The sequence below is a fragment of the Bacteriovorax sp. BSW11_IV genome, from assembly GCF_000447755.1.
In the GTDB taxonomy this organism is placed as follows: Bacteria; Bdellovibrionota; Bacteriovoracia; order Bacteriovoracales; family Bacteriovoracaceae; genus BSW11-IV.
Map to the genome: position 1 here is coordinate 1 of NZ_AUNE01000024.1, position 20,502 is coordinate 20,502.

Genomic DNA, 20,502 nt, shown 5'->3' on the forward strand with positions numbered 1-20,502 from the left:
CCATCGGGGCTGTCTGGTGGATCAGCAGGTGAATTAATGACTCAAATGCCTGGTAAGATCGTTAAGATCTCTGTTAACGTAGGTGACACAGTTGTTAAAGGTCAAACTCTAGTGATTCTAGAGGCCATGAAAATGGAAAATGAAATCAAGGCCGGTATAGATGGCGTTGTTAAGGCCATACATATCAAAGAAGGGGATGCTCTAGATCAGGGTGTTCTAATGATGGAACTTGAAGGATAAAATATGAATCAACCTCAAAATGATTTTGAAAAAATGAAAAGAGATTTGCAGGTGGCATCAAAGTTTTTAGTGCCACTTGTAACTGTCATTCTCTTGCTCGTTGGAGCAAATACTACTTTTTATACAGTTGAACCTGATGAAGAGGCGGTAGTAATAAGATTTGGACGTTATTTGAATACGAATCCTCCGGGGCTACATTTCAAAATCCCATTCGGGGTTGATAAAGTTCTAAAAGTAAAAACAAAAAGAGTACTTCAAGCTGAATTTGGTTTTAGGACCACTGATTCTCGCGGCAGAAGAAGCGAATACTCTGAAAGAACATTTGGTAATGAATCATTAATGCTTACAGGTGACTTGAATGTTGCAGATGTAGAGTGGGCAGTTCAGTACCAAATTTCTGATCCATTCAAATTTTTGTTTCAAACAAGTTCTCCTGAATCAAATATCAGAGATGTGTCAGAGTCAATCATGAGACGTGTTGTTGGCGATAGACTTGTTTCTGATGTTCTAACAACAGGGAAAATTGAAATTGAAACTCAAGCACAAGAACTAATGCAGGAAGTTCTCAATGTATATGACATGGGAATTAAAATTGTTTCAGTAAAGCTTCAAGATGTTAATCCTCCAAATGGAGTTAAACCATCTTTTAACGAAGTAAACGAAGCAAAACAAGAACAAGAGAAAGTTATAAACGTAGCTGAAGGTGAGTACAATAAAGTCATTCCAGAAGCTCGTGGTAAGGCCGAAAAACTTGTTTCTGCAGCTGAAGGTTACTCTGAAGCACTTGTGAATAGAGCGCTCGGGGATGCTGAAAAATTTGAATCAGTATTAAAAGAGTATCAAAGAGCTCCAAGTATCACTAGAAAGAGGATCTACTTAGAAACTATGGAAGAGATTTTTTCTAGGATGGAGGACATAACGATAGTGGATCCATCGATTAAAGGCATTCTCCCAGTGTATAGCGAAGGTAAGGTGAAATAATGAAAGTTTTAATTCCTATTATTGCAGTAATTGCGTTTATCGGTGCTAATACTTCATTATTCGTGGTTGATGAAGGAAGACAGGCCATTATTACAGAATTTGGTAAACCTGTTGGAGAACCAATCACTGAAGCTGGTCTTCATTTTAAAGTACCGTTTGTACAAGAGATTCGATTTGTAGATAAAAGAATCCTATCTTGGGATGGCTATCCAAATCAAATCCCTACAAAAGATAAAAAATTCATCAAAGTTGATACAACAGCAAGATGGAGAGTTGTTGATGCTCTTAAGTTTATCCAGACAGTAAGAAATGAATCTGGTGCAAAAGCTAGGCTAGATACAATTTTAGATTCAGCTACAAGAAATGTAATTTCATCTAATAACCTTGTTGAATCTGTTCGAAACTCAAACGCTATTATAGATGTTATTGAGAAACAAAAAATCGAACTTGATAAAAGAAAGGCAGATGGTGAAACTATTGTAGAAGAAGAAATATCTGGGGATATTGAAAAAATTACGATGGGGCGCGAGAAGCTTTCACAGTTGATTGTAGAAAGAGCAGATTCTGAATTGGCCGCCTTAGGGATCAAACTTGTAGATGTACAGTTAAGACGAATTTCATACGAGAAGTCTGTTGAAGCGAAAGTATATGAGAGAATGATTTCTGAAAGACAAAGAATTGCTGCAAAAATTAGATCAATTGGACAGGGTGAAAAAGCTAGAATTGAAGGGCGTATTGAAAAAGATTTAAGAAAAATCGATTCCGAGGCCTATAGAAGAGCACAGCAAATTCGCGGTCTAGCTGAAGCCAAGGCCTCAGCAATTTATGCGAAGTCTCTTTCAAAAGATCCTGGTTTCTATGAGTTTCAAAGAACTATGGAGGCCTATAAAAAAACACTTGGGAAAAAGGCGAAATTTTTATTCTCTTCAGATAGCGAATATCTAAAATTTCTTAAAAATTAGGAATATTGAATGATCTCATACGTAATCGCAGAAAATCCGGATGATAGAGTACTACAGCGTGCTTCTGAACTTTTAAAAGAGGGCAAGTTGGTATGTGTTCCTACAGACACGGCATGGGTTGTCGTATGTGATCCTTTTAATAAGAAAGGAGTTGAGGCCCTTTATCGCTTTAAAGGAGTTAGCCCGCTTAAACACTTTTCACTCCTGTGTGATTCAATCTCAAAAGCTTCAGAGGTTGCAAGTATTAGTGATAGTGCCTTCAGAATGATTCGTGGAAAAATTCCAGGGCACTATACTTTTATTTTTGAAGCAACAAAGAAGATAACTAAGGCCGTGCAGGCCTCTAAAACAGACCATCAAGTTGGGGTAAGATTTGTCCCACAAAAGATTGTGAACTCACTTCTTGATATTCATGGAGATGTATTGTTATCAACAAATATCTCTAATGAAATGATGGGATTAGAAGAAGATGAACTTTTTTATAGTTTTCAAATTAGTGAACGTTTTCCATCTGGAATCGATATGATCATTGATCCAGGTGAATATGAATTTGCTGGTTCTAGTACGATCGTTGATTTTTCTCATGATGAAGCCCCAATTCTAGTAAGAGAAGGGGCCGGAGACTGGCCTTAATTAATTTTCGTCAGTCTCATCTTTTATGTCGATTCCAAGTAGAGATTCGATAATATCTTCAAGAGTGATAATACCCATAAAGTGGCTGTCTTCATTAATGACGGCCGCAATATGCTCTCTTCTTTTCATAAGTTTCAAGAACACTCGTCTGATTTTTTCATTGCTATCAACATGAAGGATTTTCTTCGCAACAGAAGTGATAGGAACTGATTCGTTTCTAATCTTATAATCGTAAACAACACTTCTAAGTACATAACCTTTTAAATCATCTTCATGTACACCAAGGATAGGATAACGAGAGTAGGATTCTTTCTTAAGAATATCGTATGCTTCAAGTGTCGATAAGTTTTCAGGTAGTGACTTAACGACTTCAATAGGTCTAATTATGTCTTTTATTGGCCTATGAGGAAAAGATAAAAAGTTTTTTAGAGTGTTGTACTCATCAAGAGTCAATGCACCATCTTTGTAACCAATATCTGCTAGCGCTTTAACTTCATCACGAGTGATTTTATCCGCGGCTCCACGTTTGATGAAGCGAGAAATGTAATCACTTGCCCACACAAGTGGATAAGTAATAAAAATAAGTGAAGGAATGATTCTCGCACTCATTGGGGCCAGGCCTTTCCAGTAACGTGCACCAATAGATTTTGGAATAATTTCACTTAAAATTAAAATCGCCACAGTTAATACTGCAGAGAAGGCGGTAAGCCATTCACTACCGTAAATAACTTGAACTTGAGCACCTGCACCAGTTGCTCCAATTGTATGGGCAATTGTGTTTAGGCTTAGAATTGCGGCCAATGGCTTTTCAATATCCTTTCTAAGGGGATTGAGCTTTTTATAAATTTTCGGAGAGGACTCTCGAATAGATAAAAGATAGCTCGGCGAAATACTTAGAAGAACTGCTTCAAGAATGGAGCAAAGAAAAGAGACGGCTATTGAAATCGTTATAAAAAAAATTAGTAGACTCATGCTAATGTTATAGCAAGTATTTGCCCCTTAAGTCGAATGAAATCGGTAGGATAGGTGTGATATCTGATTATTGGTCAGGTGGAGTAAAATTTACACTTAAGGGCTTGGAAACGCAGGTAAGTGCTATAAAGATGGGCATGAAAAAACTAGTACCCATCCTCTGTTTGGCCACATCTATCAATGTTTTTGCTGTAAATAGCAGTAATTTTATAGAAATTGATATCAGTAAAATGGATTACAAGCTTCCAGAAAAAGGGAGTGGTGATGCAGGTATTTTAAATTTTAGACAGGTCAACCTTTCTTGGGATGGCATGAATATTGGGATTAATAACTCCAATAAGATCTTTGATTCAAAAATCTTCTTTCGTCCTCGTTTCATCGGCTTTGCTGGAGAGCATTTAAACTTAGGTTTTCAACTAGAAGAAGAAAATGCACTTAAAACAATCAATACATTAAACATTCAAGAATCAAAGTTTCTAATAAACCCACAATTTTTCAGTTTTAACGGAAAAGAGTTTGCAATGACTGACGCTTCGATGAAATTGAAGCTAAAAAAATTCAACTTATATTGTGGTGGTAGTGCGAAGTATGATCTAACTACGGCAGATGGGATTATCGCAGGCTGTTTAATGGAATCACTAATCAACGCACAGGAAGAAAATAGTCTATCTGCTGCTGAGGTCGAATACTACAGTGTATCAGAGACTGGTGATATGAATCTTGTGAGTAAGCTCAATAATATTGAACTTTCTCCTGCACAAATTATTGCTGATACAACTCGTAACACAATCGATATTCCTGGGTATAAAATTGATACGGGGGCCGCAAAGGTTGCTTGTGCAAAAGACCCAGAACTTAAAGAATTAAATTCAGAGAAAATGACGAAAGATTGTCTTGGTGATCTTGAAGTCGTTGCCAGAAAAATAGTTTTCAACGATGAAAAAGAGGAAACGAAGTTCTTTATCGATTTAGAGAAACTACAAATTAAAGATGAGCGTTTAATATTCAAAACCCCTTCAACTCAAATTGCTGATAAAGAATCAGTTACGACACTTTTTGATACGAAAGTGGCCTGTATGAAATCATTTGATAGCGATTTGTTTGATATGCAACAAGTTCTTGCGGAGTGTTTTAAAGATGGAAATCTTGCCATTTCTAAGATCGCATCTAATGACGATGGGAAGAAGTACTTGGATTTATATGAGGGGATATTTGAAAATGATCTTAATCCAGGTCAAAGGCAAAGAAGTTCTGATGCTGACGTTAAGAATATTTCCGTTGGATTTAAGAATAATAAGGTCTTTTTAAGTGCTGATGTAAAAGTTCTTATTAAAAACTTTACGATCACAGTACAGGCAGATGTAGAACATCACCCAAAAGATAATACAATAATTTTCCATGTTACTAAAACCAGGCTTCCATTCGGAATTGGTTGGAGAAAGTTATTGATGTACTTCTTAAAGAAGAATTTAGTCGGATCATTTATTACATATGAAGGTAATTCAATTATAATTAAAATGTAGGAGAGGTAGAAAATGAAAAAAGTTATTCTAGCAGTTATCGCTTTGGCTTCACTAAACTCAATGGCCGTTACTTGTACTGGTCAAGGTTACACTGTAAGTGTAGATGGTGGACAAATTCAAGTGGCCGGAAACGGTTTAAATGTTACAGCTCCAGTTCAAGATTACGGAAGCTATTTTTCAGCTAACGTAGGACAACAAGGTGTAAGAAGTGTAACTCTTGCTCCATTTAGCGGTTCAATGACTCTTGTTAAAGAAAGAGGCGTTCAAACTGTTAAAGTTACTTGTAACTAATTTTAAAAAAAAGGCACTTCCTAGGAAGTGCTTTTTTTATTCTCTCGTCACTTTTATTAAATCAATCAGGCAATCTTCATCCTTTAAACTCAATTCATGAATAAGTAGTCCCTGGGCCCCGAGATAGTATGTTACTTTCCAACGCTCATTTGTAGTATAGGCATTCTCATCATTAAATGCTTCTAGTTCAACTAGCCTGGAATATATATTTGTGATCCATGGCTCTTTATCAACGAGCTCATTAGAAAGGTTTATGGCCATTTCTCTACAAAGAGCGGCCTTTGGTTCATAAGCTTTTGTATAAAAACTTAGCATAAGAGACATGAGTAGCAATGTTTTCATCTGTAGTCCTTGGTTAATGAATTGTACATGTGTACACTTCTGTTTTAGGTGAAAATTTAATGAGTGGAAGGTAGTAGTTTTCATATTTATAAATTTCTACTTTTTTAACTTTCTGCTCATCATCAGTGATATAAATTCTGGCCCTGTCATTTATAGGAGTGAAACCTTTTGCGATAAAGCTTAGATATTTATTTCGTAGTCCTTTAAATTTTCCATCTCGAAGTGCTGAACCACAATTGCTACACCAACCTGCACTTTCCTTTTTCATGTTTAGTTCTTGATGAAAATATTTTCCAAAATTTTGTTCCAATATTTTGTTGAATTCAGTTTCTCTTGTAACCTCAAGGACCTCGATAGGTAATTGCTGTGAAGTGAGATAAAGATTGATTTTTTTATGGGGAAGTACTCCTCTTGTTACGGATTCTGTAGTGCCAGAAATAAGTTCTTTGACAAGAACGTGGCACTCATCACCGTTTTGATCTAGGCCGTAGTAAAACTTTCCAGCAATCTCCTTTGTTTTTATATAAAACTTTTGATCTATTGTGTTTTCTAGGGCCATGGTCGAATACTGGCCAACAATGATTGAAATAAAGACGATGTATTTTTGTAATAAGATCTTCATAAACACTTTCCTTTGATAATTAGTTGTTTAGTCTCTTAGTTGTTCCACTATTTCCTTATTTGGTTCGGCCTTCGCTCCTCTGCCTATCTGACTTGCCTTGTAGGCAAAAATTCTTCCACGACCCATATTGCTTAGTGGTCTATGATCAGAAATGTAATTAGCAGGAGTGAAGCTTAATGTATTACAGGCATCTCTATATTTTTCGCTTGAAAAGTCTTGTTGATCAAAACTTAGAACTGCAACGTTAATAGAAGGAGATTCTTTTTCAGTCCATTCATTGAGGTTGTCTTCAATAGGTGTTTCTTGTGAATTTTTTTCTAATTGAACGGCAAGAATAAAGCGAATCTTAGAGTTTTTAGTTCTTTCTAATAATTCTTCAGAAAGATAGTTTTCACCAAGTCTTCTAACTTTTGTCAGTGAAGGCTCATCATTTTGCAAAGGAATGACACTGAATTTCATGGCATTGTTTTCACCCAGCAAATAAGGATGACCACTCCAGTATCTTTGTGTCGCCAAACTTCTCACTTTATAGTTCTTAATTCCAACAGCGCTGAGTAGAGATTTCCCTGCTCGTGGATTCGCGAGAGAGTATTTTACTGTACCCAAGTTCACACCATACTTAACTACAGCTTCCATAAAGTTTGCAAAGCCAAGAAGATTACTTGCCGCAGGAGTTGGAGAGTTCGTCATAAGTAGATCGACATTTTTTTCAATTCCATCGTTCTGGTCGTAGACATCAAATACTTTCAGAGCGAGTCCACGTACATCTGGCTTTTTATCGTGTTGAGAAAAACCAACACCATTGGAAAATCTTGCTAGAACATCATATTCCTTAGGTTCTTTGAACATTCCTTCATAAGTTTTTCTTCCAGAGTCATTTGGCCTGTGCGGAAGAATCGTGAGTTTTCCAGTTAGGCAAGCATGTTGTTTTGCGTGGAAAACGCGAGTAGCTCTTCCATCGATTTGGTCTTTCTGTAGAATTTTTTGAACATTTAAAACCTTAGTTGCAACTTCATAGTAGCTTCTTAGCTCTGCGGTTTTTGAGCCACCTTCATATTGCTCACCTTTATATAAGGGAAAGTCATAGGCGATATTATATAAGTAGCTGGCCGAAGTTGTGAGAGCGCAGAAAGTTAAGAGCATTGAGTAAGTCATTAATTTTTTCATTTCATACCTCTATTTTTTGTTTAAGTGTAAGTATTATGAAATGGCGGCGCGCACAATTAATTTGTTTTTAAAAAATAACCATTTGTGTTACGATTACTTAACAAAAAGAGGGTTTATGATATATAAGTATCTGAAATATAAAGACTATGTTAGGCTCAAAATTAAAGAAAATACTGATATCAGAGGTTACCAAAGCAAGCTCGCTCAGGCCGCAGGATGCCAAAGACCCTACATTTCTCAGGTTTTGAATGGGAGTGCAGAGCTAAGCTTAGAGCAGGCCATGGGCCTTGTTGAGTATTGGGAATTGAGTGAGAGCGAGGGCGAGTATTTCCTTACTCTAGTTCAGTATGCAAGAGCAGGTACGATTGCTTTAAAAAGACTTTTAAAAAAGAAAATCGAACGTGTTCAAGAAGAGCAGGAGAATTTAACGAAAAGATTTCAAAGCCCATCCGTGAAAACAATAGAGGCCCAAGCTTCATATTACTCATCATGGCTGTGGTCGGCGATCCATATTCTTTTGACTATTCCATCGTTCAATAGCATTGATAAAATTTCAAAGAAACTTTCAATTTCATCACAAGAAGTGAATTCAATAATTACGGGTCTTGAATCCATGGGACTTATTGAGAAAAAAGGAGTTGGCTGGAAACTTACAGATCTTCATATCCATTTGCCCAAAGAATCTCCATTTACATCGATCAATCATGCCAATTGGCGAAACCGCGCTATTCAAGATGTTTTGATGAATCAATCAGGCTCATTACATTATACAGGTGTACATAGTCTAAGTTTAGATGACTTTGAAAAAGTGAAACAGATTTGTCTTAATTCAATAGATGAGGCCCATAAAATTATTAGGCCCTCTAAAGAAGAAGAGCTTGTGTTTTTTGGGATCGACTTTTTTAAAGTTTAGTTAGCATACCAATAGCTACAATTTGCTTCCCATGCTGTTTCGCATACGAGCTGGCCTGCGCTATTTTTTTTGCATGAAGAATCACCTAATGTGAATTTCGATAACTTTGCATACCGAAATTCTTGATTCTTTTTATTATGTTGTTCATATTCTGAATGACAAATGCGTGAAGCATATTGAACGGCCGCAACTGTAGCACAGTTCTTAAGTTCTTCTCTTGCTTTAGAGAAGGGACCTGTATATAGGTTTTCAGAATGATCAAGTGCCTTTAGCTTCTCTTGCATCTCTCTAATTAAAACACATGAAGAATTCTTTTTAATTGTTACAGTTTCTTCTTTTGCTTGAGTATTGAAGCGAATTTTAGAATTTAGATGCTTCAAGTTATTCTTATCTAGGGTTAAGTCGGGAACTTCTTTGTTAGCAAGATAATCTAATATTCCAGGTATTTCATCTTGCTTACCAAGAACTCTTAGAAACTCTTTTAAAGGAATTGTATTTTCTTTTGGAGTCCAATTTTGAGAGAGGTAAATAACAAGTTCATTATTGTCAAAGAGTGCATTACGAGCAAAATATGCACTTTTCTTTTTTCCTGTTTCGTAGATAACACCGTTTTTCACTTGGGCCTGAATTTCATTTTTAAAATCTAGAATATTAAAATTGTGGCCTCGATCAAGTTCATAAACATGATCACCAAATTGTACGATAATTTCTTTAAGTTCTTGGGCCGTGACACTAATGCCATACTTATCTCTATCTGCCTCTGTTAAATTCTCAAGATATGAAGAATAGATGTGACCGAGGGCCTTAAATCTTTCTGTTCGATCAGAGCCTCCACCTGTAGAGCTTCCACCCATTTTAATATTAGAAAAATTCTTTTTCATTTCTTCAAGAATCATTTGAACTTGTTGAGGTTTCGTATCAATAAGAATTTCTTTGATTTGTTCAAGCTTTTCTTGTGCAGAAATATCAAACTTAAAATCATCCTGTTTTTCGGATTGTGGTAGTTCAAGTTTGAATTGCCCATAATCTGGAAACTGAACCCCTTTTTGGGCAAAAGTGATTGAACATACTAACAATAGAGGGAGATAAATAAGCTTTTTCATAATTGCTTATTGTGCAAAAAAAATGCCATTTAAATCACTTTAAATGGCATAAATCATGAGCAGAAGTGTCTAAACTTTAGACACAGTATTGAATGCTGTCTTTTCTATAGATCGTAAAATAGGGCGTCGTAATCTTCTTGTTCAATTTGCTTTGCAGACTTCACGACCTTATTTTTAATATTAAAATTTAGAACTTGTCTAAAAGTAACGCTCTCATAAGGACGATTGTTCAGTTGGATGTCATAAAGAACTTTAGTGATACAATTTTGAATCTTTGTATCATAAAGACCTTTCATATTTTCAAAACCAACGTGAGTCGCTGTCCCTTCCTTACCAATTTTAACAAGAACAGTGATTGCATCTTCAAAAGGTTTCTGTGATTTTAAAACACTTTGGTAGCAGGCCTGGAGTTCAAAACGCTTATTTTGAATCACAGAAGAAAATTCATTACGAATAGAAATGTTAAATGCTTTCTTCTCTTCATCAGATCTCGTATCGAGGTTTACACAATCTTTAGCATCTTTTGTTTTAAGACACTCTTGCTTCATTCTAAACGCAGAGATTGTCTTCTCGTACTCTGAACGACCTTTAAGATATTCATTTTGATTAGCAGTTAGTTTCGTCGCTGTTTCAGTCATTTCTTGAAAAGTTTCAGTCTTCTTTTCAAAACCAGTGTTCATATTTTTAATTTCTTTAAGTTCACCTTTCAGTTTTACAAGCTCTTCGTCATCAACGAATTCAGGTTCAGCTGTTTTTGTTTCAACGATAGTTTCAGGTTGAACTTTCTCGTGGAATTCTCCATCGATATTAATTGTTTCATTATTAACGTTAGTTGTACCACTGGCCTCATTGGCAAAGGCACTAGTAAGAGATAATGACACTAATATAAGGACAAGTGAGCGAAGCATAAGATTCTCCCAAATAAACAAAATTTTCGTCACATTAGCACTGTGAGTCTTAATTTGTCACGCATTTAGTCGAAACGTATCTTGTTGATATTACTGTTTAAAGTATTCTTCTATAATGAGCTTTGCTGCCCCAAAGGCCGTCGACTTGCCCTCTGTGACGCTGTTTTCAAGGTCGCGCCACATTTTTTGAACGTTCGCGTTCTTCTTCAGGCGCATCTCCATCATTTCATGAATAAGCTTATCCATCCATTTCTTGTTTTGAACAGAGCGCTTTGAGAGAAGCTCACCATTTTTTTGTGCCTCAGTATGATAATCTGAAATCATCTTCCAGATATCTTCGAGTCCTTTTCTTTCAATTGAAGAGCATGAAAGCACGCGAGGAATCCAAAAGCTTGTAGGGTGAACAAGTCTAAGAGCGTTTGTATAATGAGATAGTGAAAGTTTAGCGAGATTGATTGAATCACCATCGGCCTTATTAATAATAATCGATGAGGCGAGTTCTAAAATTCCTTTTTTAATTCCTTGAAGTTCATCTCCAGCGTTTGGCAGCATGAGAACCATGAAGAAGTCTACCATTGAAGCAACTTCATATTCTGATTGCCCAACACCAACTGTTTCAACAAGAATAATATCGTATCCAGCGGCCTCACATAAAAGCATGGCCTCACGAGTTTTTTGGGCCACACCACCTAGAGATCCTGAGGCCGGACTTGGTCGAATGAAGGCCTCTTGTTGTTGCGAGAGAACTTCCATTCGTGTTTTGTCACCAAGTAAACTTCCGCCACTAATAGGTGAAGAAGGATCAACAGCAAGGACTGCGACTTTTTTACCAAGTGAGATAAGAAAGAGTCCAAAAGTCTCGATGAAAGTCGATTTACCAACACCAGGTACACCAGAAATACCGATGCGAAGACTCTTTCCAGTATGGGGAAGAATCTGTTCAAGGAGTTTTTGGGACTCATCTCTATGGGAATCGAGTTTTGACTCCGTTAGAGTGATGGCCTTGGCAAGACTTCTGCGATCGCCCGCAACGAGCTTTTGGATATCTATACTCATTATTTTTTATTCGCTTTTTTAATTTCTTCGATAACTTTTTTAGCACATTCAGGAATTGGAGTTCCTGGACCAAAGATTCCTTTTACTCCCGCATTCCATAAAAAGTCATAGTCTTGTTTTGGAATAACACCACCACAGAATACGATAATATCATCGGCCCCATGTTTCTTTAATTCTGCAATAAGATCAGGGATCAATGTTTTATGTCCTGCTGCAAGTGAAGAAACCCCAACAGCGTGAACATCGTTTTCAATGGCCTGTTTTGCAACTTCTTCAGGAGTAGAAAATAGTGGTGAAAGATCCACGTCAAAGCCAACGTCAGCAAAAGCCGTGGCGACAACTTTAGCACCTCTATCGTGACCATCTTGACCCATCTTCGCGATAAGGACACGAGGTCTTCTACCAAAAGTATCTTCGAATTCTTTGAGTTCGTTTACCATATTGTTCCAATCGGCATCATCAGCATACGCACTACCATAGACGCCTGTTACTGTTTTTGTTGTAGCGTTATAACGACCCCAAATTTTTTCTAGAGCGTAAGTGATTTCACCAACTGAAGCGCGAAGACGAGCGGCCTTAACAGCAAGGTCAAGTCCATTACCAACACCAGTTTCAGCATAGTCTGTAAGAGCGTCAAGAGCAGCTTGGACGGCCTTGTCATCTCTATTCTTTCTAAGATTATCTAGACGCTTAAGCTGAGAGTCGCGAACGGCCGTGTTGTCGATTTCAAGAATTTCAACTTCATCTTCTTTTTGAAGTTTGTATTTGTTAACACCAACAATTGTATATTCACCACGATCAATCATGGCCTGCTTTTGAGCAGCAGATTCTTCAATTTTTAATTTCGGGAGACCTGATTCAATGGCCTTTGCCATTCCCCCAAGATCTTTAACTTCTTTCATGATCTCACGAGCACGTTCAGAAATATCATGAGTTAATTTTTCCATTAGGTATGAACCACCCCATGGATCAACAACATTAGTGATCCCTGTTTCTTCTTGCAGGATGATTTGCGTGTTACGTGCAATTCTTGCAGAGAACTCTGTTGGAAGAGCAATCGCTTCATCAAAGGCATTTGTGTGAAGTGATTGGGTTCCACCAAAAACTGCGGCCATGGCCTCAATTGTTGTTCTAATAACGTTGTTGTATGGGTCTTGCTCAGTAAGTGACCAACCAGAAGTCTGGCAGTGTGTACGAAGCATTTTAGATTTAATATCTTTTGGAGAGTATTCAGAAACGATCTCAGACCAAAGAAGTCTTGCGGCCCTAAGCTTTGCAATTTCCATATAGAAATTCATTCCAATACCAAAGAAGAATGAAAGTCTTGGCGCAAACTCATCAATTTCCATTCCCGCATTAATGGCCGTTTCAATATACTCACGTCCATCGGCAAGAGTATAAGCAAGCTCAAGAGCTGCATCTGCTCCAGCCTCTTGAATATGGTAACCCGAAATTGAAATTGAGTTGAACTTAGGCATATTTTTTGACGTATATTCAAAAATATCTGCAATGATTTTCATCGATGGAGTTGGAGGGAAGATATACGTATTTCTTACCATGAACTCTTTTAGAATATCGTTTTGGATTGTTCCTGAAAGTTTATCTTGTGATACGCCTTGTTCTTCTGCCGCGATAATATAGTTGGCAAGAATAGGAAGAACGGCACCATTCATTGTCATAGAAACTGAAACTTTATCGAGAGGAATACCGTCGAAAAGAATTTTCATATCTTCAACAGAGTCAATTGCAACACCTGCTTTACCGACATCACCCTTAACTCTTGGATGGTCTGAATCATAACCTCTGTGTGTTGCAAGGTCGAAAGCAACAGATACACCTTGTCCACCGGCCGCGAGAGCTTTGCGATAAAAAGCGTTTGATTCCTCAGCAGTAGAAAATCCAGCATACTGGCGAATTGTCCATGGACGACCTGCATACATTGTGGCCTTAGGTCCACGAATGAAGGGTTCAAGCCCAGGCATTGTATTTGTAAAAGGAAGATTCTCAGTATCTTCTTTTGTATAAAGTGGCTTGATGGCTATTTTTTCTTGGGTATCAATAGTTAGTGAAGAGAGCTCTTTACCGCGACATTCTTTTGTCGCTAAATTTTGCCAATCTTCAACTGTTCTCGTTTTAGGAGAGTATTTCTCAGACATACGGTACCTTGTTTTTGAATAATCTGTATTTAGTCTATTTTTAACAAATTATCCCAGATTAGTAAAAAGGTACCGTCAGTTTTTTAGAACCATAAGGCCTTGATAATAGCTTGAACACGGGCCTTAGTCGCCGCTTCGATGCCATGAACAGAGTCCTCAAAGACGATGGCCTCACTGGCATTTGAGCCAAGGCTTTCAAGGGCATGAAGATAGGGGTCGGGCTCAGGTTTAGAATTCTTGGTATCTTGTCTTGTGATAATGCGATCAAAATATTGTTTGAGACCAGAATTTTCTAGGATTGTATGAGTAATACTTCTCTCGCTTGCTGTTACAAGAGCAATCTTAAATCCTTCATTTTTTGCCTTTTGCAAGAATAAATCAATTCCAACAAGTAGTGATGGAATGAGATTCTCTGAATTTAGATATTTATTTAATTCTAAATTTTTACGCTCAACGAAAGTATCGAAGTTTATAGATGGGAAAAGTGCATGATCTTGTTGCAGTTTAAAAAAGACGAGATTGTCTGGCATTCCACAAAAGGCATGAGTGATCTCGTCAGCACTTAGTGGAGCTTTATTTTCAAAATGAGCAATGGTCTCAACAATGGCCTTCGCGTGAAGAATTTCAGTATTGATAATTGTCCCGTCCATATCAAAAAGCAGTGTCGTAACTTTTGGATATGTAGAGATGATTTCTTCGAGTTCAATGAGTTTTTTAGCTTCAAGTATTTTCATAGACAATAAATTAGCACAATAACAATAATTTGAGGCGCTTTATTCGAGGGGAACTGGGAAAAAATGGCTAAATTTCGATCTGTATCGTTTTTAGGGTAGAATAGAGGAGTGAGAGACGTTTAATTCTCCCCTAAGAAGGAGGGCCAAGTCTAATGACGGATGAAAGAACTAGTATCATCTTAGAAACCAGCTTACAGTCATTTTTTTATGACGAACTCCAATCGGTGAATCGAAAGTCTTCTTCACCACTTCCTAATGAAACCATTTTTTATTCTTCTCTCGTTATGGATAAATTTATTCATGCAAAAGAATATTTTGAAGTCGTCGAAGGAAAGGTTCGTGAAAAAACTTTGGGTCTAAAACTTTTAGAAACTCATCACCTTGAGAGTCGCAAAAGAAAAGTAGCACTCCAAGACATCGGGGATACGGCCCTAATGTTATGTGGGTATTTTTCTGATTCGGTAAATGAGAAAATTGTCGATGTGAAGTACTACCACGATGTTGGGATGAGTGCCTATGGGCAACTCAACTCACTTGTGACTTCATTCTATGATGTTCAATATTTCTATAAGAAATTGGCCACACAATTCAATATGCTGACTAGATTGATACAGATTGTACAAAGCTCTCAGAGCTCAAATAGCTCTCAAGATAAGCAAGATGCTATCTATATCATTAATAATGCATCATAAATGAAGTTAATTTTTTTCATGGAAATGACGAAAAGAAACCAATGAAATCACTCGTTATTTTTGTTTTTACCTTCTCATTCATTGTCAGCTGTTCAAACTTCAAAACTGAGGTTCGAAAATCTCGTCGGCCAAGTTCTGTTTCAAACTTTGTGAATTCTTGCGTTGGGACAATTCAAAAATTCTTCGCAATCAATAATGAATTAACACCTGAAGAGATTGCGATAAGATCGCAACTAGACGAAGTTCGTAATATTGACGAGCTAAAAGTTGTACATAAAACACTTTCAAAATTGAAAGAAAAGAGAATAAGAGCAATTATAGAAAGTAGTGAACTCGTTCATGCTCTAAATTTTGATCATCTTGATCGTGATCTCTATTCACAGATGATTAGAACCGGAACATTTACTCCTGAAGAATTTGATATGCTCGGCTTTCCTACAAAAAGGCCATTGAATCAAATAAAATCTTTTAGAAGTATTGGTGTTGAGATTGAAGGACTTCTGGTTGATCCAGCTCACAATACCTATAAAAAAACGGCAGAGAAAATTAAAGAATTTTACGATAGTAAAAAACGCTACGCTACTGTTGAAAAAGAGTACACCTATAACCTAAGTCGTGTGGATGAATATGGTGAGAGCGCACGAATGTCCTATAACTATTATTCCCCAGAGAACACTTCTCTTTATAAAGTTGAAACAAAATACGATAGAAATTTTGAAGTGAAATTTGATGAGACTCTTACGGGATCACCAGAGAACACTTATGGAGTAGAAATCACAAGTCCTATTATTTCAAGACATAGAGATAGAGAATTGTTCGAAGAGTTTTTAACGAAGTTAGATGAAATGAATATTGTTGCCTTTCCTGAAAAAGGAGGAATCCATATTCACATTGGAGCCAGTGATTTAAGCGTTGGTGATTATAAAAAACTTCTTACAAAATTTATGGCAGACAAAGAAGAGCTATACTCACGATTTAAACCAAGTAAAGGTCGAGGTCTCCAAGATGTATTTGTGACAATGCAATTAGAAAAACTAGAAGGTTTTGAGGACATCGCAAAAATTAATACTGTGGACAAGAGAATCTTTCAAAATCGAGGGCCAATAGCTTATATACCGAGACTTGAAACAATTGAGTTTAGGCTTTTCAATTCAACCACGGATCCTGAACGAATCCGTGAGATGATTGATTTTTCTTTGGAATATTTAGATCAAGTAGACAATTAGAATGAGAAGAACCAACCTGCTGGCATTTTTGGTGGATAACACATTCTTACGGCCTGCTCTACAGTAAAGCCCTTTGCTACATATTTCTCAACGCAATCAGAAGCTGCAAGTGAAGAAGTCGCCATAACAATTGATGCAATTAAAATTAGTTTTTTCATAATATTGAATCCCTAGATAAATCGTTAATGAAGCTAACGATGTAAAACACTTCGAGATGAGAATCAACCCCAGTTAGAAAATAGGGTAAAAAGTATAAAATAATTGGCACTCCAGTCTCTTCTAAGTACTTGTAAAATTATGTTTTTTCACTCCCTTTTGGACTCTCTTCAGATAACTTCTATAATTGCTTCTATGAATAAGAATATCGTCAAATCCCAAAAAAATGATCCTCTAAACTTACCCAAAAACGAGCTTTCCCCCCATTTATTTAAGGGTCACGGTATTGAGGTCTATAAATCGCGCTTACTCATCAATTGGTGGGCCATACTTGGTTTGTCATCTGTACTGTTAATAAGTGGCGTTTATATTGGCCATAGAATTACCTATAATCCCAACTTAGATGAAATTGTTTTGAAGCAACAATTGCTATTGGAGAAGCTTGCTAATCAAACAGAAGGACCATCTACATTAGCGTCAGAAGCAATACTTTTAAAAGAGGCGAAAGAGGAATTTTCAAAATCGTTAAAATTAACTTCAGAGGCCAAAGAAAGAGTTATCAGCAAACAACGCGAACAGATCATTCATCTGCAAAAAGAACTCTATGACTCTAATGAAAAATTGCGAAAGACTTCTAGGATACCTGCGAGTTATCTAAGTGGTGGTAAAGAGTCTATTCCGTACAACCCAAAGAACGCCTCCCTATTTGCTCATGAACAGAAACTTTATTATCAAAGTACTGAAAAATTGTATGGAATTGAAAGAGAGAATTTTGTTAAAGGCCACGACATGAGTCTTTATGAGAATCAAGAACAACTAGAGGCCCTAATAATAAAACAAAAGCTCGCCTTAAACGAGCTTGAAGAAAAACATTCTGATGAGAGACTACAGTTTTACAAAAGGGGTTTTAGACTTAAATAGATTACTTTAAAAGCTTAATTGCTGTCTTGTATTCCTCTGTCTTTTTACAAACAACTGCTTTTGTTCCGTAGTACATATTAAGATTGTAAACGAGATCTTCTTCTGCACAGTAAGCGTCCTGTGCAGTCTTGCAAACATTGTTTAGCTTATTTGGATTTAGCTCATATAAATAATCACAAGCGTTCGGCCCTTCATAAATGTCAAAGTCGGACAATTGAGCTTCTTGTTTCGAATTTTTAGATTCAAATTTATTTCCATAACATGCTCTAAGAGCATCCATTGCAGAAACTCTTTCTTGTAATTTATTATAAAAACATTTTGCACTAGCAAAAGATGGTGAGATGTAAATTAGCGCTAAGGCCACTAAGAATGACTTCATTTTAAACTCCAATTTTTTTCTTATTCTTAGTTCGCTTTGTGAACGAATTCAACTAAGTGGTAAAAAATATAAGTTAAAAATCAATCGGAATGGCAGGGACATCATTACAAATGATAGGAATCCCTAGGGCCTGAGTGTGTCGAGCTGTTTCGTCTATAGGAACAGAGTAGAAAAAAGAAATGAAAATAGATTTTAAATAACGATTAATGAGTGCACGTGGAGACTTCATTCCTTTTTGATGGGCCTTTTCGATATGAATAGGTGCCAGCTTTGCGGAGCGAATAATGGCCTCGAGAAAATGGCGAGTTAGACAATTAAATCGAGGTTCTACGGAGAGGTAATCCATCCATTGATATGATGTTTTAATAAGAGAATCATAGGATTCATTTTTAAAAGAGTTTCTTAGGTCTTTGTAAATTTCAAGGCGTTTAATAAATCTGTAGTCTTTGATATGGGGAGCACCATTGTCGTAAATATTTTTAAAAGAAGGTGTTTCATTCATAGAAATTAAATCTTCACAAAATAAATCCAATCCGACCTTTTGATATTTTTTAGCGAGGCCATCAAAAATATAAGAGATGGGAAGCATCTGCTTTTCTAGAGAGATGAGAGCATTCGAAGTTCTAGTTGAAATTCCTTGTGAGAGATCCGTGTAATAAACTTTTCTTTCTTTATTTAATTGGATGGCCTCATTTATGTGTGTGACAATACATTTTTCGTAAGCAAAGGATTTGCCAATAAAAGTTAGAGCTATGAATAAAAAGAAAACTCGTTTCAGATTCATGAACGAGAGATTACCTCATCTATCAAGCTAGGCGAGAGGGTCTGTCTTTTTTTCAGCTTTTATTATCTAAAACTCGCTCCGAAAGGACGTCGCAATTATAGACGGCCCTATAGAATTACATGACTTTCTGACCTGAATTCAGAATGTTACATGGTCGTGTTTGGCCCCTTTTTTGCTTAAATATTAGCAAACAAAGGACTAACAATGAAATACGCACTTGTGCTTACTCTATCGTTCATTTCTTTAAACGGGCATGCATTGCCATTCAAAGAAGCGAAAGAAATCGTCGAAAAAAGAAATAGCGATAAAAATCCAGACAATGATGTGCGCACTGTTGAGGCCTTCATAAAAATGTTACCAAATGATTATCGAGAAATCTTTTCGATGATGACCGACTCAAAAAGCTTGCAAACATCAGATGAGGAAAATCCTCGTATTCTCATGTATGGAAAAGATAGAAGAACTGTTTATACCTTCAATTCTCCCCACGCGACTTCGGGGGGCGATGCCATTGAACTTATGGATACTGTTAGTAAAAATGGTAAAACGATTTTTGAGTTTAGAGAAATAAATTTCAAAGACGGTAAAGTGACATATTCACAGGCCAACCCACAAAAATGTATCCGCTGTCATACTCACAATACAAATGATGTTCAATTTATGAGACCTAATTGGCAGCCTTACAGTAGATGGGATGGGGCGCTTGGGTCGAATGATGATATTCTTGGCCTTTCTTTTGGGAGAGGAAACTATGAGCTTGATCTCTACAGGAAAATGCAACAAGAATTTCCAAACAAAGAACGTTATCGCTTATTAAACCTGGAAACTTTCAATAAAGATGATGGTAAGGTCACGATTCTTTTTGGCCATGCCAATATGACTTTGACATCAGTTTTAACGCAACTCAATTATGAACGAATTATTACGAGATTAAAAACCAGTTCGTTTTACGAATATTACAAATATGCTATTTTTGGTGCATCTGCTTGTCGTATGTTTGACGATGGAAAAGATGATGATTTAGAAAAATTTAAAAATATGTTTTTCCCTCAAGAGATAAAAGAAAAGCATGATCAACGATATACAAAGGCCATGCGCTATGATTGGTTAGATGAATCGTATAGAGTTAAAGGTACAGACTTAGTCATGCCATTGATTAATTATGTCCTAGGTCCTTTGGGAGAGAATACATTTTATTGGTCAATGAATTTCAAACCTAGGCACTTACTCCCAGATCCTCGTTTTCAAACACCAACAGATTCGAGATCAAATTTCCTAGGAGTATTCCTAAATGAAGATAAAGAATTATTAGAACTTTCTGGGAATCGCATTATCCCTCAAGACGTCCACGGACAGATGACGATTAAATCTTCACAAATTCACACTGAAGTGTGCGAGAAGTTTGCTCAAAAGAGTATAGAAAAATTAAATGAGCTTGTTGAAAGCGGCAAGTTGGATTCATACTACGGGAATAGGGCGATATCACTACTTCCAAAAAATATTCAGTCATGCGTTGGCTGCCATAGCGTTGGAGAAGGCTTTGCTCCTGAAATCCCATTTGCTGATGTCGGTAAGTTTAGGAATGCCCTCGATAAAAAATGGAGAGATTACGACAAAACTCTTCTTGAAATGATTCAATATAAAGTTTCAACGAAGCAAATGCCTAAAGGCATTGACATAACAGATCAACAGCGAGAAGAGATTCTACGCTATTTTGAAAATTTACTATAATTCGAGGAAG

General features: G+C 36.7%; 23 protein-coding genes. 11 read left to right on the forward strand and 12 right to left on the reverse strand.

Going from position 1 to position 20,502, the window contains the following annotated elements:
* The 4 genes from M899_RS06360 to M899_RS06375 form a co-directional block, all read left to right on the forward strand.
* The coding region (locus M899_RS06360) for a biotin/lipoyl-containing protein (protein WP_155897121.1) at nucleotides 1-240 on the forward strand (240 nt) is incomplete at its 5' end.
* A gap of 3 nt (nucleotides 241-243) precedes the next feature.
* Nucleotides 244-1,221, forward strand: coding sequence for an FtsH protease activity modulator HflK (gene hflK / locus M899_RS06365; protein ID WP_021270608.1), 978 nt, complete (start codon nucleotides 244-246; stop codon nucleotides 1,219-1,221).
* A complete protein-coding gene (hflC, locus tag M899_RS06370; protein WP_021270617.1) occupies nucleotides 1,221-2,183 on the forward strand; it encodes a protease modulator HflC in 963 nt (320 codons plus the stop codon). The genes hflK and hflC overlap by 1 nt, the downstream gene beginning before the upstream one ends.
* 9 nt (nucleotides 2,184-2,192) lie before the next feature.
* Nucleotides 2,193-2,816 carry an L-threonylcarbamoyladenylate synthase gene (locus M899_RS06375; protein ID WP_021270628.1) on the forward strand — a complete coding sequence of 208 codons (624 nt, stop codon included), beginning with the start codon at nucleotides 2,193-2,195 and terminating at the stop codon, nucleotides 2,814-2,816.
* On the opposite strand, the gene M899_RS06380 is transcribed toward M899_RS06375, so the two are convergent.
* A complete protein-coding gene (locus M899_RS06380) occupies nucleotides 2,817-3,788 on the reverse strand; it encodes a CNNM domain-containing protein (protein ID WP_021270615.1) in 972 nt (323 codons plus the stop codon).
* A gap of 137 nt (nucleotides 3,789-3,925) precedes the next feature.
* On the opposite strand from M899_RS06380, the gene M899_RS06385 reads away from it, so the two are divergent.
* Both M899_RS06385 and M899_RS06390 read left to right on the forward strand, forming a co-directional pair.
* Nucleotides 3,926-5,311, forward strand: a complete 1,386-nt coding sequence (locus M899_RS06385; RefSeq protein ID WP_155897123.1) for a hypothetical protein — start codon at nucleotides 3,926-3,928, stop codon at nucleotides 5,309-5,311.
* A gap of 12 nt (nucleotides 5,312-5,323) precedes the next feature.
* On the forward strand, nucleotides 5,324-5,602 hold the full coding sequence (locus M899_RS06390; protein ID WP_021270614.1) for a hypothetical protein: 279 nt from the start codon (nucleotides 5,324-5,326) through the stop codon (nucleotides 5,600-5,602).
* Between the two features lie 36 nt (nucleotides 5,603-5,638).
* Here M899_RS06390 and M899_RS06395 read toward each other — a convergent pair whose 3' ends face one another.
* Genes M899_RS06395 through M899_RS06405 form a run of 3 tightly spaced genes read right to left on the reverse strand, consistent with a single transcriptional unit; the run spans nucleotide 5,639 to nucleotide 7,733 of the window.
* On the reverse strand, nucleotides 5,639-5,944 hold the full coding sequence (locus M899_RS06395; RefSeq protein ID WP_021270636.1) for a hypothetical protein: 306 nt from the start codon (nucleotides 5,942-5,944) through the stop codon (nucleotides 5,639-5,641).
* Between the two features lie 13 nt (nucleotides 5,945-5,957).
* Nucleotides 5,958-6,566 (reverse strand): hypothetical protein, encoded by a 609-nt coding sequence (locus tag M899_RS06400; RefSeq protein WP_021270626.1) that lies wholly within the window; start codon nucleotides 6,564-6,566, stop codon nucleotides 5,958-5,960.
* Nucleotides 6,567-6,593: 27 nt separating this feature from the next.
* Complete coding sequence (locus M899_RS06405; protein WP_021270634.1) at nucleotides 6,594-7,733, reverse strand: catalase; 1,140 nt, start codon at nucleotides 7,731-7,733, stop codon at nucleotides 6,594-6,596.
* 115 nt (nucleotides 7,734-7,848) lie between these two features.
* On the opposite strand from M899_RS06405, the gene M899_RS06410 reads away from it, so the two are divergent.
* A complete protein-coding gene (locus tag M899_RS06410) occupies nucleotides 7,849-8,646 on the forward strand; it encodes a TIGR02147 family protein (RefSeq protein WP_021270603.1) in 798 nt (265 codons plus the stop codon).
* On the opposite strand, the gene M899_RS06415 is transcribed toward M899_RS06410, so the two are convergent.
* The 5 genes from M899_RS06415 to M899_RS17585 all read right to left on the reverse strand — a co-directional run bounded on the left by M899_RS06415 (nucleotide 8,643) and on the right by M899_RS17585 (nucleotide 14,603).
* The gene (locus tag M899_RS06415; protein WP_021270625.1) at nucleotides 8,643-9,749 is read right to left on the reverse strand and encodes a hypothetical protein; all 1,107 of its coding nucleotides are present in this window, start codon (nucleotides 9,747-9,749) and stop codon (nucleotides 8,643-8,645) included. The genes M899_RS06410 and M899_RS06415 overlap by 4 nt on opposite strands.
* Before the next feature lie 104 nt (nucleotides 9,750-9,853).
* Entirely contained in the window at nucleotides 9,854-10,657 is an 804-nt protein-coding gene (locus tag M899_RS06420; RefSeq protein ID WP_021270622.1) for a hypothetical protein, read from the reverse strand.
* A gap of 90 nt (nucleotides 10,658-10,747) precedes the next feature.
* A complete protein-coding gene (gene meaB / locus M899_RS06425) occupies nucleotides 10,748-11,713 on the reverse strand; it encodes a methylmalonyl Co-A mutase-associated GTPase MeaB (RefSeq protein WP_021270607.1) in 966 nt (321 codons plus the stop codon).
* The gene (gene scpA / locus M899_RS06430) at nucleotides 11,713-13,869 is read right to left on the reverse strand and encodes a methylmalonyl-CoA mutase (RefSeq protein ID WP_021270613.1); all 2,157 of its coding nucleotides are present in this window, start codon (nucleotides 13,867-13,869) and stop codon (nucleotides 11,713-11,715) included. The genes meaB and scpA overlap by 1 nt, the downstream gene beginning before the upstream one ends.
* A gap of 83 nt (nucleotides 13,870-13,952) precedes the next feature.
* On the reverse strand, nucleotides 13,953-14,603 hold the full coding sequence (locus M899_RS17585) for an HAD family hydrolase (protein WP_021270630.1): 651 nt from the start codon (nucleotides 14,601-14,603) through the stop codon (nucleotides 13,953-13,955).
* 152 nt (nucleotides 14,604-14,755) lie between these two features.
* On the opposite strand from M899_RS17585, the gene M899_RS06440 reads away from it, so the two are divergent.
* Both M899_RS06440 and M899_RS06445 read left to right on the forward strand, forming a co-directional pair.
* Complete coding sequence (locus M899_RS06440; RefSeq protein ID WP_021270616.1) at nucleotides 14,756-15,295, forward strand: hypothetical protein; 540 nt, start codon at nucleotides 14,756-14,758, stop codon at nucleotides 15,293-15,295.
* Nucleotides 15,296-15,336: 41 nt separating this feature from the next.
* Complete coding sequence (locus tag M899_RS06445) at nucleotides 15,337-16,521, forward strand: amidoligase family protein (RefSeq protein WP_021270624.1); 1,185 nt, start codon at nucleotides 15,337-15,339, stop codon at nucleotides 16,519-16,521.
* Here M899_RS06445 and M899_RS18355 read toward each other — a convergent pair.
* Nucleotides 16,518-16,679, reverse strand: a complete 162-nt coding sequence (locus M899_RS18355) for a hypothetical protein (protein WP_021270637.1) — start codon at nucleotides 16,677-16,679, stop codon at nucleotides 16,518-16,520. The genes M899_RS06445 and M899_RS18355 overlap by 4 nt on opposite strands.
* Nucleotides 16,680-16,872: 193 nt before the next feature.
* On the opposite strand from M899_RS18355, the gene M899_RS06450 reads away from it, so the two are divergent.
* A complete protein-coding gene (locus tag M899_RS06450; RefSeq protein WP_034728257.1) occupies nucleotides 16,873-17,598 on the forward strand; it encodes a hypothetical protein in 726 nt (241 codons plus the stop codon).
* 1 nt (nucleotide 17,599) lies between these two features.
* On the opposite strand, the gene M899_RS06455 is transcribed toward M899_RS06450, so the two are convergent.
* Together M899_RS06455 and M899_RS06460 are read right to left on the reverse strand one after the other, a co-directional pair.
* Nucleotides 17,600-17,977 carry a hypothetical protein gene (locus tag M899_RS06455; RefSeq protein ID WP_021270619.1) on the reverse strand — a complete coding sequence of 126 codons (378 nt, stop codon included), beginning with the start codon at nucleotides 17,975-17,977 and terminating at the stop codon, nucleotides 17,600-17,602.
* Nucleotides 17,978-18,050: 73 nt separating this feature from the next.
* Nucleotides 18,051-18,761 carry a hypothetical protein gene (locus M899_RS06460; RefSeq protein ID WP_021270631.1) on the reverse strand — a complete coding sequence of 237 codons (711 nt, stop codon included), beginning with the start codon at nucleotides 18,759-18,761 and terminating at the stop codon, nucleotides 18,051-18,053.
* Between the two features lie 204 nt (nucleotides 18,762-18,965).
* Between M899_RS06460 and M899_RS06465 the strand changes: the two genes are divergently transcribed.
* The gene (locus M899_RS06465) at nucleotides 18,966-20,492 is read left to right on the forward strand and encodes a hypothetical protein (RefSeq protein WP_021270638.1); all 1,527 of its coding nucleotides are present in this window, start codon (nucleotides 18,966-18,968) and stop codon (nucleotides 20,490-20,492) included.
* The last annotated feature ends 10 nt before the right edge of the window (nucleotides 20,493-20,502 follow it).

What these genes read in the sequence shown, in the direction of transcription:
- M899_RS06460 (WP_021270631.1), bottom strand. Translation starts at nt 18,761, where the DNA reads ATGAATCTGAAACGAGTTTTCTTTTTATTCATAGCTCTAACTTTTATT.
- M899_RS06395 (WP_021270636.1), bottom strand. Translation starts at nt 5,944, where the DNA reads ATGAAAACATTGCTACTCATGTCTCTTATGCTAAGTTTTTATACAAAA.
- M899_RS06400 (WP_021270626.1), bottom strand. Translation starts at nt 6,566, where the DNA reads ATGAAGATCTTATTACAAAAATACATCGTCTTTATTTCAATCATTGTT.
- M899_RS06410 (WP_021270603.1), top strand. Translation starts at nt 7,849, where the DNA reads ATGATATATAAGTATCTGAAATATAAAGACTATGTTAGGCTCAAAATT.
- scpA (WP_021270613.1), bottom strand. Translation starts at nt 13,869, where the DNA reads ATGTCTGAGAAATACTCTCCTAAAACGAGAACAGTTGAAGATTGGCAA.
- M899_RS06420 (WP_021270622.1), bottom strand. Translation starts at nt 10,657, where the DNA reads ATGCTTCGCTCACTTGTCCTTATATTAGTGTCATTATCTCTTACTAGT.
- M899_RS06385 (WP_155897123.1), top strand. Translation starts at nt 3,926, where the DNA reads ATGAAAAAACTAGTACCCATCCTCTGTTTGGCCACATCTATCAATGTT.
- M899_RS18355 (WP_021270637.1), bottom strand. Translation starts at nt 16,679, where the DNA reads ATGAAAAAACTAATTTTAATTGCATCAATTGTTATGGCGACTTCTTCA.
- meaB (WP_021270607.1), bottom strand. Translation starts at nt 11,713, where the DNA reads ATGAGTATAGATATCCAAAAGCTCGTTGCGGGCGATCGCAGAAGTCTT.
- M899_RS06415 (WP_021270625.1), bottom strand. Translation starts at nt 9,749, where the DNA reads ATGAAAAAGCTTATTTATCTCCCTCTATTGTTAGTATGTTCAATCACT.
- M899_RS06390 (WP_021270614.1), top strand. Translation starts at nt 5,324, where the DNA reads ATGAAAAAAGTTATTCTAGCAGTTATCGCTTTGGCTTCACTAAACTCA.
- M899_RS06440 (WP_021270616.1), top strand. Translation starts at nt 14,756, where the DNA reads ATGACGGATGAAAGAACTAGTATCATCTTAGAAACCAGCTTACAGTCA.
- M899_RS06375 (WP_021270628.1), top strand. Translation starts at nt 2,193, where the DNA reads ATGATCTCATACGTAATCGCAGAAAATCCGGATGATAGAGTACTACAG.
- M899_RS06445 (WP_021270624.1), top strand. Translation starts at nt 15,337, where the DNA reads ATGAAATCACTCGTTATTTTTGTTTTTACCTTCTCATTCATTGTCAGC.
- M899_RS06380 (WP_021270615.1), bottom strand. Translation starts at nt 3,788, where the DNA reads ATGAGTCTACTAATTTTTTTTATAACGATTTCAATAGCCGTCTCTTTT.
- M899_RS06405 (WP_021270634.1), bottom strand. Translation starts at nt 7,733, where the DNA reads ATGAAAAAATTAATGACTTACTCAATGCTCTTAACTTTCTGCGCTCTC.
- M899_RS06455 (WP_021270619.1), bottom strand. Translation starts at nt 17,977, where the DNA reads ATGAAGTCATTCTTAGTGGCCTTAGCGCTAATTTACATCTCACCATCT.
- M899_RS06450 (WP_034728257.1), top strand. Translation starts at nt 16,873, where the DNA reads ATGAATAAGAATATCGTCAAATCCCAAAAAAATGATCCTCTAAACTTA.
- hflC (WP_021270617.1), top strand. Translation starts at nt 1,221, where the DNA reads ATGAAAGTTTTAATTCCTATTATTGCAGTAATTGCGTTTATCGGTGCT.
- M899_RS17585 (WP_021270630.1), bottom strand. Translation starts at nt 14,603, where the DNA reads ATGAAAATACTTGAAGCTAAAAAACTCATTGAACTCGAAGAAATCATC.
- M899_RS06465 (WP_021270638.1), top strand. Translation starts at nt 18,966, where the DNA reads ATGAAATACGCACTTGTGCTTACTCTATCGTTCATTTCTTTAAACGGG.
- hflK (WP_021270608.1), top strand. Translation starts at nt 244, where the DNA reads ATGAATCAACCTCAAAATGATTTTGAAAAAATGAAAAGAGATTTGCAG.